This is a genomic window from Streptomyces sp. JJ38 (genome assembly GCF_019303475.1).
GTDB lineage: Bacteria > Actinomycetota > Actinomycetes > Streptomycetales > Streptomycetaceae > Streptomyces.
Genome location: NZ_JABLSI010000047.1, coordinates 1 through 15,788 on the forward strand (window position 1 = coordinate 1; position 15,788 = coordinate 15,788).

At 74.2% G+C, this 15,788-nt stretch carries 10 protein-coding genes and 1 pseudogene; 9 read left to right on the forward strand and 2 right to left on the reverse strand.

Annotated elements, in window-relative coordinates; translation table 11 throughout:
* The 9 genes and pseudogenes from HPT28_RS21800 to HPT28_RS21840 form a co-directional block, all read left to right on the forward strand.
* The coding region (locus HPT28_RS21800; RefSeq protein WP_219092904.1) for a proprotein convertase P-domain-containing protein at positions 1-139 on the forward strand (139 nt) is incomplete at its 5' end.
* A 223-nt stretch (positions 140-362) separates the two neighbouring features.
* On the forward strand, positions 363-1,112 hold the full coding sequence (locus HPT28_RS21805; RefSeq protein WP_219092884.1) for a GntR family transcriptional regulator: 750 nt from the start codon (positions 363-365) through the stop codon (positions 1,110-1,112).
* Between the two features lie 183 nt (positions 1,113-1,295).
* Positions 1,296-1,499: an SPOR domain-containing protein gene (locus HPT28_RS21810; protein WP_219092885.1), complete on the forward strand. Its 204-nt coding sequence runs from the start codon at positions 1,296-1,298 to the stop codon at positions 1,497-1,499.
* 215 nt (positions 1,500-1,714) lie between these two features.
* A complete protein-coding gene (locus tag HPT28_RS21815) occupies positions 1,715-4,162 on the forward strand; it encodes a SpoIIE family protein phosphatase (protein WP_219092886.1) in 2,448 nt (815 codons plus the stop codon).
* Positions 4,163-4,261: 99 nt separating this feature from the next.
* Positions 4,262-6,184, forward strand: a pseudogene (locus tag HPT28_RS21820) (SpoIIE family protein phosphatase); the annotation flags it as partial.
* A 195-nt stretch (positions 6,185-6,379) separates the two neighbouring features.
* Positions 6,380-8,692 carry an ABC transporter family substrate-binding protein gene (locus tag HPT28_RS21825; protein ID WP_219092887.1) on the forward strand — a complete coding sequence of 771 codons (2,313 nt, stop codon included), beginning with the start codon at positions 6,380-6,382 and terminating at the stop codon, positions 8,690-8,692.
* Between the two features lie 138 nt (positions 8,693-8,830).
* On the forward strand, positions 8,831-9,991 hold the full coding sequence (locus HPT28_RS21830) for an amino acid deaminase/aldolase (protein ID WP_219092907.1): 1,161 nt from the start codon (positions 8,831-8,833) through the stop codon (positions 9,989-9,991).
* Entirely contained in the window at positions 9,988-11,223 is a 1,236-nt protein-coding gene (locus tag HPT28_RS21835; RefSeq protein ID WP_308119436.1) for an MFS transporter, read from the forward strand. The genes HPT28_RS21830 and HPT28_RS21835 overlap by 4 nt, the downstream gene beginning before the upstream one ends.
* A 49-nt stretch (positions 11,224-11,272) precedes the next feature.
* On the forward strand, positions 11,273-12,661 hold the full coding sequence (locus HPT28_RS21840) for a GH1 family beta-glucosidase (protein WP_219092888.1): 1,389 nt from the start codon (positions 11,273-11,275) through the stop codon (positions 12,659-12,661).
* A gap of 76 nt (positions 12,662-12,737) precedes the next feature.
* Here HPT28_RS21840 and HPT28_RS21845 read toward each other — a convergent pair whose 3' ends face one another.
* Entirely contained in the window at positions 12,738-14,816 is a 2,079-nt protein-coding gene (locus tag HPT28_RS21845; protein WP_219092889.1) for a discoidin domain-containing protein, read from the reverse strand.
* A gap of 157 nt (positions 14,817-14,973) precedes the next feature.
* Positions 14,974-15,573, reverse strand: a complete 600-nt coding sequence (locus HPT28_RS21850; protein ID WP_219092890.1) for a TetR/AcrR family transcriptional regulator — start codon at positions 15,571-15,573, stop codon at positions 14,974-14,976.
* Between the last annotated feature and the right edge of the window lie 215 nt (positions 15,574-15,788).

Here is a 15,788-nt window from a genome sequence, read left to right on the forward strand (position 1 = left end):
CGGCAGCAGCGACAACATCAACACCACCTACACCGTGGACGCCTCGTCCTCGGCTGCGGACGGCACCTGGAAGCTCCGGGTGACCGACAACTACTGGTGGGACCAGGGCTACATCGACGCCTGGAGCCTCCAGTTCTGATCGCCCGCCCCGGGCGCGACGGACTCCCCCTGACCGGTTGACACCGGCGTGACCCACCGACTCGGCCCCCACGGCCTCGCCGTGGGGGCCGAGCGCGTGTGCGGCGGGCCGCGAGGGCACGCGTCGGCCGGTGTCATCACATCGGGTGATTGCTAGACCGGATATTGCATGCGGACACTCAGCGTTGCCAAGCTGTTGCATACCGTCAAGCTGGGGAGGATGCGTGGCTTTCGGCGAGCAGCCCGCTTATCTGCGGGTGGCCGGGGACCTCCGGCAGAAGATCTTCGACGGCGTGCTGCCCCCGCACTCCCGGCTGCCCTCCCAGGCGAAGATCCGTGCGCAGTACGGCGTCTCCGACACGGTGGCGCTGGAGGCCAGGAAGATCCTCATGGCCGAGGGCCTGGTCGAGGGCCGTTCCGGCTCCGGCACGTACGTGCGGGAGATGCCGGAGCCCGCCCGCGTCCTGCGGGCCGGGAACCGGGTGCTCGGCGGCGGGCCGTTCCGTCAGGAGCAGGCCGATGAACAGGTCAAGGGCTCCTGGGAGTCGTGCAGCGAGCAGCAGGAGGCCGCCCCGGCGGTCGCCGCGCGTCTGCGGATCGAGCCGGGTGGGCAGGTCATGTGCACCCGGTACGTGTACCGGACGGACGGCGAGCCGGCGATGCTCTCCACCTCCTGGGAGCCGTTGTCCCTGACCGGCCGGACGCCGGTGATGCTGCCCGAGGAGGGCCCCCTGGCGGGGCAGGGCGTCGTGGAGCGGATGGCCGCGATCGACGTCGTCGTGGACAACGTGCTGGAGGAGGTCGCGGCGCGGCCGGGCCGGGCGGACGAGATGGCGGTGCTGGGCGGGGTCGCCGGGCACTGCGTGCTGGTGATCGCCCGGACGTTCTGCGCGGGCGGCCTGGCTGTGGAGACGGCGGACGTGGTCATCCCCGCGGACCGCTTCCGCGCGGTGTACCACCTGCCCGTTCGCTGACGCCCGGCCGTCACGCCCCGGCGCGCTCCGTCGGCGCGCTCCGCCGTCGCGCGCCCGTCGGCGCCGGGTCTCCCGGTGGCCGGAATCATGTCTCGGTGTGGCAGGGTGAATGCGCTCCGTTAAGGTCAGGCGTACGCTCCGGCATATGCGGATTGCAGTCGTGCGTACGGGTGGGGAGGGGCGATGAGCGAGGCGGCCACGTTGCCCTGGCTGGTGATACGCCAGGACGAGGACGGGGGTCGGTACCGCGTGGGCCGGTGCGCGACACGCGTCGAGGCGGAGCGCCTCGCCGACCGGCTGGACGCGACGCGCTCCGGCGCGCGCCCCGGGCCGCCGACGCGGTATCTGGTCGAGCGTTTGGAGCAGCCGAGCGGTGGCCAGGCCTGACCGCGGGCACAATCGTGGGAGCGGGCATCGGGTCCGCCCTCGCCGGCGCGGAGACCCTGCTGCCCGGTTGAGGCCAGCCGAGCGGGGACGTGGGCGGAGTGAGCGAGGCACCCGACGCAGCCGCATCCGGCGCAGCGGCGTCCGGCCCCCTTCCGCCGGGCGCGTCCGCTTCCGGGACGCCCCCGCCCGCGTCCGGCTCGCGGAGGGCCGCCCCGGTGGACTCGCTGCTCGACACCCTCCGACTGGGGGTCGTGATCCTCGACGCCAGGGGCCGCGTCCTGCTGTGGAGCCCCACCACCGAGGAGCTGCTGGGCTGGCGGGGCGAGGAGGCGACGGGTCGTCCGTTCGCCGAGTTCCTCGCCGAGGACGAACTCCTCCGGGAGCCCTCGCCGCGCGTCTACGCCGAGCTGCGCCGCGGGCGGCTGTGGCGCGGCGTGCTGCGCGCCCGCCACCAGGCCGGCCACGTCGTCGAGGTCGAGGGCTACGCCTCGCTGCTGGAGGACGCGGACGGGGAGCCGTTCATTCTGGCCAATGTCATCGAGATCAGCAGGCTGCGGGCCATCGAGCACGACCTGGCCGCGCTGGACGCCCTGTTCGACTCGTCGCCGCTCGGTCTCGCGCTCTTCGACGAGCAGCAGCGGTTCGTCCGGGCCAACCGGGCGATGGAGGAGCTCTACGACACACCGCTGGAGCGGATGGTCGGCCGGACCGTCGCCGAGGTCCTGCCGGCCGCGACCGCGCGGGAGATCGCGGAGGCGCAGTCCACGGTGCTGTCCACCGGACGGACCCTCGTGGACCGGGTCATCCGCGCGCCGAGCGGGCACGGCCACCGCTCGATGTCGTACTCGCGCCTCACCGACCGCTCCGGGCAGGTGCTCGGCACGAGCTGCACCGTCATGGACATCACCGAGCGCCGGGAGGCGCTGGAGAACGTGGAGCGGGCGCGGCAGCGGCTGGCCCTGCTCGACGACGTCGGGCTTGCCCTCGGCGACCTGCTGGACGTCCGCAAGATCTCCGGCGCGCTCGCCGAGGCCATCGTCCCCCGCTTCTGCGACTACGCCGGGGTGATGCTGCACGGCGCCATCGCCACCGGTGACGAACTCCCCGCGCGGCTGCCCATCGTCGGCGTGCCGCTCCTCCAGCTCGGCGCAGCGGGCAAGCGCAGCGGGCCCGAGGTGGACCGCATGCTGCGCGTCGGGCAGGACATCGCCTTCGCTCCCCGCTCCTTCTTCGCCGCCACCCTGGCGACCGGCCGCCCCCACCTGGCCCGCTCCCAGGAGGACCTGCTCGCCACCACCTACCCCGGCGACCCCAAGGTGCAGGCGGCGATGGACCTCGGCATCCACTCGCTCATGGCCGTTCCGCTGAGCGCCCGGGGCATCGTGCTGGGCCTGCTGGTCATCAGCCGGGCCGACGAGCGGGAGGCGTTCGACGAGGACGACGTGGCCCTCGCCATGGAGCTGGCCCGGCGGGCCGGGGTGTCCCTGGACAACGCCCGCCTCTACGCCCGGGAACGGGAGGGCGCGCTGATGCTCCAGCGCAGCCTGCTGCCCCAGCGGGTGCCCTCGCCGCCCGGCCTGCACATCGGCTACCGGTACGTGCCCGGCAGCAGCGCGGCCGAGGTGGGCGGCGACTGGTTCGACGTCATCCCGCTGGCCGGCGGGCGCGTCGCGCTCGTCGTCGGCGACGTGATGGGGCACGGCCTGCGTGCCGCCGCCACGATGGGACGGCTGCGCACGGCCGTGCGCACCCTCGCCGCCTCCGACCTGAGCCCGGACGCCCTGCTGCGCCGCGTCAACGAGCTCGCCGACGATCTCGCGCCGGACCCCGAGGAACCCCTCATGGCCACCTGCGTCTACGCCGTCTACGACCCCTCGACGCGGTGCTGCACCCTCGCCAAGGCCGGGCACGTCCCGCCGCTGCTGCTCACCGTGGACGCCGCCACGGGCCGGCGGCGCACCGAGGCCGTGGAGCTGCCCTCGGGTGCGCCGCTCGGGGTCGGCGACGTGGCCTTCGAGGCCGTCGAGTTCGCCGTCGAGGAGGGCGCCGCGCTCGTGCTCTACACCGACGGGCTGATCGAGTCCCGACACGAGGACATCTCCGAGGGCCTGGGGCGGCTGCGCGAGCGACTCACCGAGGGCGAGGGCGAGTTGGACATCGAGTCCCTGTGCGACGACGTCATCGCGCTGCTGCCGCACGGCGCGCCTGGCGGCGGGCACGGCACCCACGGCGGCCCCGGCGGCCCCGACGACGTGGCCCTGCTCGTCGCCCAACTCAGCGGGATGCCCGGGGACAGCGCGGCGAGCTGGACGTTCCCGGCCGAGCGCACGGCCGTCCGGCGGGCCCGGGGCGTCGTACGCACCACGTTGCACGAGTGGGGCCTGGAAGCACTCACCGACGAGGCCGTGCTCCTCGTCAGCGAACTCGTCACCAACTCGCTGCGCTACGCCCACGGACCCATCGGGGTACGGATGGTGCGCGGCGGGTCGCTGCTCGTGGAGGTCTCCGACCCGCTGCCCGACCCGCCCGAGATCCGCACCCCCGCGGACGACGACGAGGGCGGCCGCGGCGTGCAACTCGTCGCCCAGTCGGCCCGTCGCTGGGGCACCCGGCACGGTCCGATCGGCAAGACGGTGTGGTTCGAGCTGCCCTTGCCTGGTTAGGAGACATGCAGCAGGCGACGGCGCCGGGAGCCCGGCCCAGGTCACCTACCCCGGTGACCTGGGCCAACCAGCTCCCCCGGTGGCTGACGGAATGCCACACTTCTGTCGGTGCCGCGCGCCTGCGGCCGAACAGCACGACTGCGGGGCGGTGCGACGCCCCGCACGAGAACAACGGAAGGGGCGGCGTTGAGCGAGATGCCGGTCGAGACGGGGAAGCCTGACGACGTACGCCGTGCCCTGGCCCTCCTCAACGCCGCCGGAGCGCGCATCGGCAACTCGCTGGACCTGGAACGCACGGCGCGCGAACTCCTCGACGTCGCCGTGCCGCAGTTCTGCGACCTCGCCGCCGTCGACCTGTACGAGGCGGTGCTGGCCGGTGAGGAGGAGCGGCCCGGCAGCGGTGGGGAGGGCAGCGCGCCGCTGCGCCGCGTCGCCCTCGCCAGCGCCGTCGGCACGGTCGGCGGAGGGCCGCACCTCGACGGCATCCCCCTCGGAGGGACCCACCGGTTCGCCTTCGAGTCGCCCTGCGCCATGGCGCTGCGCACGGCCCGGGTGCGCCCGGTGGCGCCTCGGGAGCACGGCGCCGGAGCGGGCGAACACTCTCCCGTTCCCGGCCCGTTCGGCCTGGCCGTGCACTCCACGCTGGCCGTCCCCATGGTCGCTCGCGACCGGGTGCTGGGCGTGGTCCAGTTCGCCCGGGCCAAGGGCAGCGAGCCCTTCGGCGAGCGGGACGCCGCCCTGGCCGCCGAACTCGCCGCACGGGCGGCGGTCTGCATCGACAACGCGCGCCTGTACCGGCGCGAGCACGAGCGCGCGCTGATACTGCAACGCAGCCTGCTCCCCCCGGGCGACCCGGAGGCCGCCGGGCTCGACATCGCCTGCCGCTACCGGCCGGGCACCGCCGCCACCGAGGTCGGCGGCGACTGGTTCGACGTCATCGAGCTGCCCGGGCACCGCACGGCACTCGTCGTCGGTGACGTCATGGGCCGCGGGCTCCGGGCCGCCGTCACGATGGGCGAGCTGCGCACCGCCGTCCGCACCCTCGCCCTGCTCGACCTCGAGCCCGCCGAGGTCCTGGAACGGCTGGACGAGATCGCCCGCGGCCTGGGCGGCGCGTCCTACCGGCGGCGCGGCGGCGAGGGCTCCGACAGCCTGGACCACATGGCCGAGGTCTACCTCGCCACGTGCGTCTACGCCGTCTACGACCCCGTCTCGCGCCGCTGCACCTTCGCCAACGCGGGCCATGTGCCGCCCGTCCTGGTCGAGCCGCCGGAGGGCCGGGGGAGCCGGGGCCAGCCGCCGCTCCTTCTGGAGGTCCCCGGGGGGCTGCCGCTCGGCGTGGGCGGCGAGCCGTTCGAGCAGACCGACGTCGAACTGCCCGACGGCGCGCTGCTCGCCCTCTACACGGACGGGCTCGTGGAGTCCCGGGACCACTCGCTGGACGTCGGCCTGCTGCGGCTGCGGCGCACCCTCACCGACGCCGACCGCCCGCTGGAGGACATCTGCGACCGGGTGCTGGCCGGCATCGAGGACCAGCACGGCGACGACGACGTGGCCCTGCTCCTGGCCCGGGTCCAGGGTCTGCCGTCCTCCGCCGTCGGGGACTGGCGGCTGCTGTCCGACGCCCGCTCCGTCGCCCGCGCCCGCGACCTGGCCTGCGCCCAGCTCGCCGAGTGGCACCTCGACGGGCTCACCGACACCGCCGAACTGCTCGTCAGCGAACTCGTCACCAACGCGCTACGCCACGGGGCCGGGGAGATCCGGCTGCGGCTGCTGCACGAGCGCACGCTGGTCTGTGAGGTGTGGGACACCAGCCCCGTGCAGCCGCGCCGCCGCCGGGCCCGGGACACGGACGAGGGCGGCCGCGGCCTCCAGCTCGTCGAGCTGCTCTCCGCGGGGTGGGGCAGCCGCCGCACCCCCGGCGGCAAGGCCGTCTGGTTCGAGCTGCCGCTGCCCAACGACGGCGGACCGAAGCCGCCGGACCCCCTCGACACCTGGCTGGACGCCTTCCCCGCCCTGTGAGCCGAGCGGCCGGGTGCGGGAGCCGAGCGACCGCGCGCGGGCACGCGGCCCCCTAACCGGGTGAGCTTGGCGTGAGGTGACGCCGTGTCTGCACGGCCCGCGCGTCGGTGCGCCCTTCGATGGGTGGTGAAGATGTGATGAACCGTTCATCCCTCTGCTGGGGTGTCGGGCTCAGTACCCGGAGGTCAGTTCGCCATGCCATCCGTGCAACGCCCCGAGTCCGCTCCCCGGCGCAGGGCCGCGGCCCTCTCCGCGGCCCTGCTGCTGGTACCCCTGGCCGCCGGCTGCGCCGGGGGAGATGACGTCAACGAGGGCAAGAGCGGCTCCACCCTGGACGTCTCCGCGGTCGAACGGGCGCAGATCCGCACCGGTGGCACGCTGCGCTGGGCCGTCGAGGCCCTGCCCAGCACCCTCAACACCTTCCACGCGGAGGCCGACGCCGCCACCGACCGCGTCGCCGCAGCCACCCTCCCCGCGTTGTTCACCGTGGACGCCCAGGGAAGGCCACAGCTCAACGAGGACTACCTGGCCTCCGCCGAGGTCGTCGACGAAGAGCCGCAGCAGGTCGTCGTGTACACCTTGCGGCCCAAGGCCCGCTGGAGCGACGGCACCCGGATCTCCGCCGCCGACTTCACGGCCCAGTGGAACGCGCTGAGCGGTTCCGACGGCGCCTACTGGACCGCCCACCACGCCGGTTACGAGCAGATCCACAAGGTGACGCCGGGCCCCGGGCCACACCAGGTCAAGGTCGTCTTCGCGCGTCCCTACGCCGACTGGCGTGCCCTCTTCACGCCCCTCTATCCCCGGGCAGTCACGGCCGAGGCGAAGGACTTCAACACCACGTCGCGGCGGAAACTGGCCCTGTCCGCCGGACCCTTCAAGCTCGCGGACGGCGCCCTCGACCCCAAGGCCGACACCCTCACCCTGGAGCGCAACCCGCGCTGGTGGGGCGACCGGGCGAAGCTCGACAGCATCGTGCTCACCGAGGTCCCGTTCGGCCGGCGTGACGCCGCCCTCGCGGACGGAGCGCTCGACCTCGCGGAGGTCCGGGCCCCCGTCGTCCAGCACATCGCGGAAGCCGCCCGTCCGGTGAAGTCCACCGGTGACGCGACGGCCGACGTCGCCACGAGCCCGGACCCGGGCAAGGCTGACGGCAAGAACGAGGACGAGGAGGAGAAGCGGGAGGAGGACGAGAAGGAGAAGCAGAAGGAGGAGAAGGCCGACAAGGAGGAGAAGGCCGACAAGGAGGCCGAGGAGACCGAGGACACCGAGGAGAGCGCGAAGGAAGCCGAGAAGGCAGCCGAGGAGAAGGCGAGGGCGGCGGAGAAGCGGCGGAAGGCCGCCGAGGAGGCGGCCGGGAAGCGGTCCAACCTCCGCGAGTACACCGTGCGCCGGGCCTACGCGCCCTCGTACACGCAGCTGGCGCTGAACGGGACGTCGGGGCCGCTGCGGGACGAGCGGGTGCGCCGGGCGGTCGGGCGGGCCCTGGACCGTGCCGCGCTGGCGGAGGAGGTGCACGGCGAGGCGGGCCTGCCCGCGCGGGCTCTGGGCAGCCACCTGCGCATGTACGGCCAGGAGGGATACCGGGACAACAGCTCGGCGCTCGGCGAGGCCACCGGTGAGTCGGCCTCGGCCCTGCTGGCTGCGGCGGGATGGCGGGGCGGCCCCGTCGCGGCGGGCTCCGGGACCGGGGACGACGCCCGGCCGGCGGCGGCCGGTGGCGCGTTGTCGGCGTTCACCGGTGTGTCGAGCAGTTCCGTCCGCGGACACGCCGCCGTGCTGATGCAGGCGGCCCGTGCGGACGCCCGGGCCGCGAAGGCGGCCAAGGGCGCGAAGAAGAGGGACGAGGAGGAGGCCGAGCGGCTCGCGAAGGCGGCCAAGGCGTCGATGGCGAAGGCGAAGCAGGCCACCGAGCTGCTCGACACGCTGCTGCGGGCCGAGACGAGCCGGCTGCGGGTGAAGGAGGGCGAGAAGCTCCAGCTGCGCATGGTGTTGCCCACGGGGGAGGGGACGGAGGGCGTGCGCGCGACGGGCCAGCGGATCGCCCGCATGCTGGCACGGGTCGGCATCGGGGTGGAGCTCACGCGGGTCCCGGGGGACGACTTCTTCCTGGACCACATCGCCTCGGGCGACTTCGATCTCGCGCTGTACTCGTGGCCCGCGACGGCGTACCCGGCCACGGACGCCCGGTCGATCTACGCCAAGCCGGTTCCCGCGCCGGACGGCTCGCTGCTCATCGAGCAGAACTACACCCGGGTGGGCACCGACCAGATCGACCGGCTCTTCGAGCAGGCGGCGGCGGAGCTGGACGGCGAGGCGCGGGGCGAGCTGCTGCGGAAGATCGACACCCGCATCTGGGCGGCGGCGGGCTCGATCCCGCTGTACCAGCCGCCGCAGTTCGTGGCCGTGCGGCGCACGCTGGCCAACGTCGGGGCGTTCGGCCTGCGGAGCCCGCGCTACCAGGACATCGGCTATCTGCGCGCGGACCGGGAGAGCGGCGGCGCGTAGGCCGGACGACAGTCTTGGACACTTGACCCATTGCGGGCTCTGGGACATGCTCGGCGTGTGGCCGACCTGACGCGCACCCTCCGCTCCCGGGCCCGCACCGCGCCGCCCGCTCGGACCGCCCCCGGCGGGCTCGAGCGCCTGCGCGCGGCCACGGAGGGCCTGGAGACCCCGTACGCGGTGGTCGACGCCGCCGCCCTCCGCCTCAACGCCGAGGATCTGCTGCGGCGCTCCGGCGGCACGCCGATCCGGCTGGCCAGCAAGTCCATACGGTGCCGCGAGGTGCTGCGGACGGCGCTGGACCTGCCCGGCGTGCACGGCGTCCTCGCCTACACGCTCCCCGAGGCGCTGTGGCTGGCCGAGGAGGTCGAGGACGTGCTCCTGGGCTATCCGACGGTCGACCGCTCCGCGCTGCGCCGGCTGGCCGCCGACGAGCGGCTCGCCTCCCGCGTCACCCTCATGGTCGACAGCGTGGAGCACCTGGAGTTCACCGCCGCCGCGGTCGGCCCCGACGGGCCGCCGCTGCGCGTGTGCCTCGAACTCGACGCCTCGCTGAGGCTGGCCGGCGGCCGGATCCACTTCGGCGCCCGCCGCTCGCCGGTCCACACCCCCAAGGCCGCGGCCCGGCTCGCCCGGGCGGTGGTCGCGCGGCCGCGCTTCACGCTGGCGGGCGTGATGGCCTACGAGGGCCAGATCGCCGGGGTCGGCGACAACCGGCCGGGCGTGGCCCGGTACGCCGTACGGGCCGCGCAGCACGCCTCCGCCCGGGAGCTGGCGGTGCGCCGGGCCGCGGCCGTGGCCGCCGTCCGCGCCGTCGCCCCCCTGGAGTTCGTCAACGGCGGCGGCACCGGCAGCCTCGAACTGACGGCCGCCGAACCCGCCGTGACGGAGCTGGCCGCCGGGTCCGGGCTGTTCGCTCCCGCGCTCTTCGACCACTACACCCGCTTCACCCCCCGCCCGGCCGCCTACTTCGCGCTGTCCGTGGTCCGCCGCCCCTCGCCGCGGCACGTCACGGTCCTCGGCGGCGGCTGGACGGCGTCCGGCCCGCCCGGCGCCGACCGGCTCCCCGTGCCCGTCTGGCCCCGGGGGCTGTCCCTGCTGCCCACCGAGGGCGCGGGGGAGGTGCAGACACCGCTGACGGGGGCCGCCGCGGCCGGGATGAGCATCGGCGACCGGGTCTGGTTCCGGCACCCCAAGGCCGGGGAACTGTGCGAGCACGTGGACGCGCTGCACCTCGTCGAGGAGGACGGCACCGTCCGTGCCGTCCCGACCTACCGGGGCGAAGGCCACGCCTTCCTGTGACGGCCACGGCGCCCGGCACGGGGGAACCGGTCGACCGGGTCGACCGCGCCTGGGCCTGGCGCTTCAACCTCGCCTGGGTCGGCGTCATGGTCGGCCTCTTCGGTCCCATCCAGGTGCTGCTGCCCAACCAGGCCGAGGCTCTGGCGCCCGAGGCGAAGGAGTACGTGCTCGGGCTGGTCACCGCCCTCGGCGCGGCCTGCGCCCTGGTCGCCAACCCGCTCTGGGGCGCGCTGTCGGACCGCACCACGTCCCGGCACGGCCGACGGCTGCCGTGGATCGTTCTGGGAGTCCCGGTGGGGGCGCTCGGGCTCGGCGTCCTGGCCGTCGCCCCGTCCGTGCCGGTCATGGTGCTCGGCTGGTGCCTCGTCCAGACGGCGCTCGGCGCGCCGTGGGCCGCGCTCACCGCCGCCGTGCCGGACCAGGTGCCCACGGCGCAGCGCGGCACCGTCGCCGGGTACCTGGGTTTCGCCCAGATGGCCGGAGTCTTCCTCGCGATCGGGCTCGCGACCCTCTTCCCCGGGCCCGCCGGATACCTCGCCTGCGCGCTCGCCATGACGGCGGTGGTCGCGCCGTTCGTCCTGCTCCGCCGGGACCGCGCCGTGCCCGGGCACGGTCTCGGGCCGTGGCGCTGGCGGACGTTCCTCCACTCCTTCTGGATCGACCCGCGCCGCTACCCCGACTTCGGCTGGGCCTGGCTCACCCGGTTCCTGCTCAACCTCTCCAACGCCCTCGTCCTCGTCTACCTCCTCTACTTTCTGCGTGACCAACTCGGCCGGGGAAACGCCGAGTTCGACCTGCTGCTGCTCGGCCTGGCCAACGCCTGCGGCACGGTGGCCGCGGTGGTGTGGGCGGGCGTGTGGTCGGACCGGGTCGGCCGCCGCAAGGCGTTCGTGACCGCCTCGGGGGTCGTCATGGGCCTGGCCGCCCTCCTCATCGCCACGACGCCCACGCTGCCGGTGCTCTACCTCGCCGCCCTCGTCCTCGGGCTCGGCTTCGGCGTCTACACGTCCGTCGACTTCGCCCTGATCACCGAGGTGCTCCCGGCCTCCGCCGCCCGGGGCAAGGACCTGGGCGTCCTCAACATCGCCAGCGCCCTGCCGCAGGTCCTCGCTCCCGCCATCGCCGCACCGGTCGTGACCCGGGTCGGCGGCTACCCGGTGCTGTTCGCCGTCGCCGGAGCCCTCGGGCTGCTCGGCGCCCTCCTCGTCCGCCGCATCGTCGCCGTCCCGTGACCGGCCGTCCCGGGAAGGCCCCTGTCCGTCCTCATCGAAAGGTCTCGCCGTGACCGACCTCCCGCGCCTCCCCGACGGATTCCTCTACGGCGTGTCCACCGCCGCCTACCAGATCGAGGGCGCCGTCGACGCCGACGGGCGCGGCCCGTCGGTCTGGGACACCTTCTGTGCCGTGCCCGGGGCCATCCGCAACGGGGAGAGCGGCGCCGTCGCCTGCGACCACTACCACCGGTACCGCGAGGACGTGGCGCTCATGCGGGACCTCGGCGTCGACGCCTACCGGTTCTCGATCGCCTGGCCGCGCGTCCAGCCCGCCGGGGAGGGCCCCGCGAACCCGGCGGGCCTCGACTTCTACGACCGGCTCGTCGACGAGCTGCTCGACCACGGCATCCGGCCCGCGGCGACGCTCTACCACTGGGACCTCCCGCAGGCCCTCCAGGACAGGGGCGGCTGGGAGAACCGCGAGACGGCCCACCGGCTGGCCGAGTACGCCGCGCTCCTCGGGGAACGGCTCGGCGACCGCGTCGCGATGTGGATGCCGCTCAACGAGCCCGCCGTCGTCACCCTGTTCGGACACGCCGTCGGCACCCACGCGCCCGGGCGCCGGCTCGGCCTCGACGCGCTGCCCGTCGCCCACCACCAGCTCCTCGGCCACGGGCTCGCCGTGCAGGCCCTGCGGGCCGCCGGCGCCTCGGACATCGGCATCGCCTCGCACCACATGCCCGTCCGGGCCGCGAGCGACGCGCCGGGCGACGAGGAGGCGGCACGCCTCTTCGACACGCTGATGAACTGGACGTTCGCCGACCCCGTCCTGCGCGGAAGCTACCCCGACGCGTTCGTCGCCTCCCTCATGCCCGGGCCGGTCGCCGAGGACCTCGCCGTCATCTCCACCCCGCTGGACTGGTACGGCGTCAACTACTACCAGCCCGCACTCGTCGGCGCCCCCGGCACGGCGAGCGCGGCCTCGCCGCTGCTGGAGGGCGCGCCCGTCCCCGAGGGGCTGCCCTTCGAGGTGCTGCGCATCACCGGCGTGCCCACGACGGACTTCGGCTGGGCCGTCGTCCCCGAGGGGCTGCGGGACGTCCTCACCGCCTTCCGCGACCGCTACGGCCCGGCGCTGCCGCCCCTCCACGTCACCGAGAGCGGCTGCTCGTACCACGACACGGTCGACGCCGACGGACGGGTGCGCGACGCCCGGCGGATCGAGTACCACGACGCCCACCTGCGGGCCGTGGCCGAGGCCGTGGCCCGGGGCGTGGACGTGCGCGGCTACTTCGCCTGGTCGCTGCTGGACAACTTCGAGTGGGCCGAGGGCTACACCGAACGCTTCGGGCTCGTGCACGTCGACTACGCGACGCAGCGCCGCACCCCGAAGGACTCCTACGCCTGGTTCCGGCGGCTCCTCGCCGACCGGGCGGGCGGGTCTACGGGGCGTTGACGGCAGGCCCGCGTCCGGAGCGGCGAAGGGCGGCCGGTCACCCGGCCGCCCCCACCGCCCGGCACCCCACGGGCGTTCAGCGGTCGTAGACCCCGACCTCGTACAGCGAGTACCCGTACCGCGTCGCGCGGTCGGTTCCGTGTACGCGGACATACCGGGCCTCGACCGGCTCGAAGCGGGCGGTCTCGATACCGCCCGTCCCGGCGTCGGTGGACCACACCCGACGCCACTCGCTCCCGTCCGACGACACCTCGACCCGGTAGCCGCGCGCGTACGCCGCCTCCCAGTCCAGGACCACCCGGGCCACCGTGCGGGGCGCGCCGAGGTCGACGGTGAGCCACTGCCCGTCGCTCCACCGGCTCGCCCAGCGGGTACCCGTGTCGCCGTCCACCGCGCGCCCGGGGGCGTAGCGCCCGAAGAGGCTCCACTGCGTCGAGCTCGCGCTCGCGGCGGCGTCCTCGGCGAGGTTCGCGGGCAGCGTGTGGCCCTGCGTGGCGGCCCACGTGTCGAGGTAGGACTGCGCGCCGTCGAAGAGATCGTCGACGACGTCGGAACCGCCGATCCTGCGCATGTCCTCGATCCAGTCCGGCAGCAGTCCGTAGTGGGCCGCGCCGTCGAGGTTGACGTCCCAGGTGCGCTCGCCGGTGACCTGGCGGTCGATCAGCGAGCCGCCGTCGACGCTGCGGTAGGGGTAGGTCACCTTGTCGGGAGCGTCGCCTCCGCGCGGGGCCGGCCAGCCCCCGACGCCGTTCATGTCGGCCCCGACGCCCAGCCCCTTGCCGTAGGCGTCGCGCAGGTCGGCCCCGGCCCGGGCGGCCTCGACGAAGGACTCGCTGCCGTGCGGGTACTGGGCGATGAAGCCCCCGAGCCGGTAGACGCGCTCCGACCAGCCGCGGTCCATCCAGCTGTGTGTGGACAGCACGCCCGGATAGTCGGCGGACTCCAGGATGTCCAGCGCCCGGCCGGCCGCCTTGACGCTCATGTGGTCGATCTCGGCCATCATGCCGCGCTCCATCAGCCCGCGCAGCGCGTGCTCGCCGAGCCGCGTCAGCCCGCGCGTGTTGCACCGGGCGCCGTCCTCCGCGTACGTCGGCACACTCACCCCCGGCGGCAGCATGTCCTCGAACTCCGGCACCTCGGCCGCGCCGATCGGGTTGTCCTGCTGCGGGCCGCGGCACTCCTCCCTCGTCCACCAGGTGCCGGTGGACAGGAACTGGCCGACGTTGATGATCGTGCCCTGGGTGCCCGAGTCGAACCGGACGCCGCACAGGGCGTTGTCGAACTTGTGGCACAGGAACATGCTGCGCACGCCCAGGTCGTACAGCTCGTCCAGGCCGCGGTCGATGTCCTCACGGGAGCACTGGGCGATGTCGAGGATCTGCTTGCAGCCGAACGGCTCGGACGTCTCGACGCCGAGGACGACGGCGAGCTTGCCGTCCTCGATCACCCGCCGCGCCTGCCCGGCGTCGGTGACGATGCGGAACCACCCCTTGCCGGGGCCGCCGTACATGGCGTCGACGTAGTCCTGCATCGCGTACGTCCGCCGGATCTGGAGCCGGATGGACTCCATCTCGTCGCAGCCGCGGTCCTTGAAGAAGTAGATCGAGCACAGGACCCCGTTGGAGACCATGTCGGTCACCATCACCCGCTGCCCAGCGCGCCAGGAGCGCTCGACCCACGCGTAGTAGTTCTGCTGGTGGGTGAGCGACTCGTGGGTCGGCCAGTCGGCGAACGTCGGCCAGCCGTCGGGGTCGTGGTGCCAGTCGGGGTCGGCGGTGAGGTTCTCGAAGATCGCGCCCTTGCCGTCCGGGTAGTGCTCCGGGCAGTCCTTGAGCGCGTCGGCGATGCCGTCTTCGGAGAACGGCTTGCCGCAGATGAGCCGTCCGCCGAAGCCCTCGTTCGACATCAGGTGGTTGTGCGCGTCGACGAAGCCCCGCACGTCGCCGTTCTCGTCGGTGCCCGTGAAGGGCTCACCGGTGACGTTGATCCCGGAGTCGGGGGACGGCCGGGCGACGGGCTCCCACCAGGGGGTGTCCTCGGCCGCCGCGCCCGAGGGGCCGGCGGCACGGGGTGGGGCGGCTGCGCCCGGCGGGGCGGCGAAGCCCGCGACGAGGGCGAGGAGGAGGGCCGACAGGACGGTGGCGGTCAGGGTCATGCGACGGGGAAGTCCCACATCCGCTCCCGGGGTCGTGTGACGTGGGTCGCACCATAATTTGGTCACGTGACCAGGTCAATAGTCCGGGACGCACGCCATCGCGGGCTTCCACGTTCACCGGGCGCGCGGTCTGTTCCCTTCGCCGGGCCGGCCGGGGTCAGTCGGCCGGGCGGGTCAGCCCGAGCACCTGCGTGGCCGCCAGGTCCAGCGCCGCCCCGGCCGCCTCGGCGTCGCCCTCGGTGAGGTAGAGGAGCGTCAGCCCGTCGATCAGCGACGCCGTGTACCGGGCCAGCACCGGCAGCGGTGGCGTCCACGTCACGTCGCAGCTCTCCGCGAGCGCCTCCAGCACCCGGGTGCTGGCCTCCAGGTAGCTCTCGTACTGCCGCTTCGCCAGCTCCGCGAGGCCGGGGCGCCGCACCGCGTACTGGGTCAGCTCGTACGTCACCCGGTGCTCGTCGGGGTGGTCGAGGACGTGCTGCCAGTAGGCCCCCAGTCCCGCCCGCAGCTTGTCCCCCAGGCCGCCCGGCCCCTTCAGCTTCTCCAGCATCCGGTCCAGGGTGTGCCCGGTGATCGCGGCGATGACGTTCTCCAGCAGCTCCTCCTTGGAGCGGAAGCAGTAATGGAACGCGCCCAGCGGCATGCCCGCCTCGGCCACCACGGCCCGCGTCGTCGCCCCGCCGACGCCGTCCCGGATCATCACCCGGATCGCCGCCTCCACCAACAGCTCGCGTCGTACGTCCGCCGACACCCGCGCCATGCCGCCTCCTCGCTGTCCGCCCCGACCTGGGCGTTCTCCGGCTCGAACGCCCGCCCGCAGCCTATGCCGCGCCGGGCCCCGGGCCCTCCCTCCGCGGCCCGACCCCTGGACGGGCGCGGAGTGGCCGGGCCGGGACCCGTACCATGGAAGGACCAGGCCGCGGCGTCGAGGAGAACGAGCCCGGCGGGCAGTCGGGCGACAGCGCCCGCGCTGCC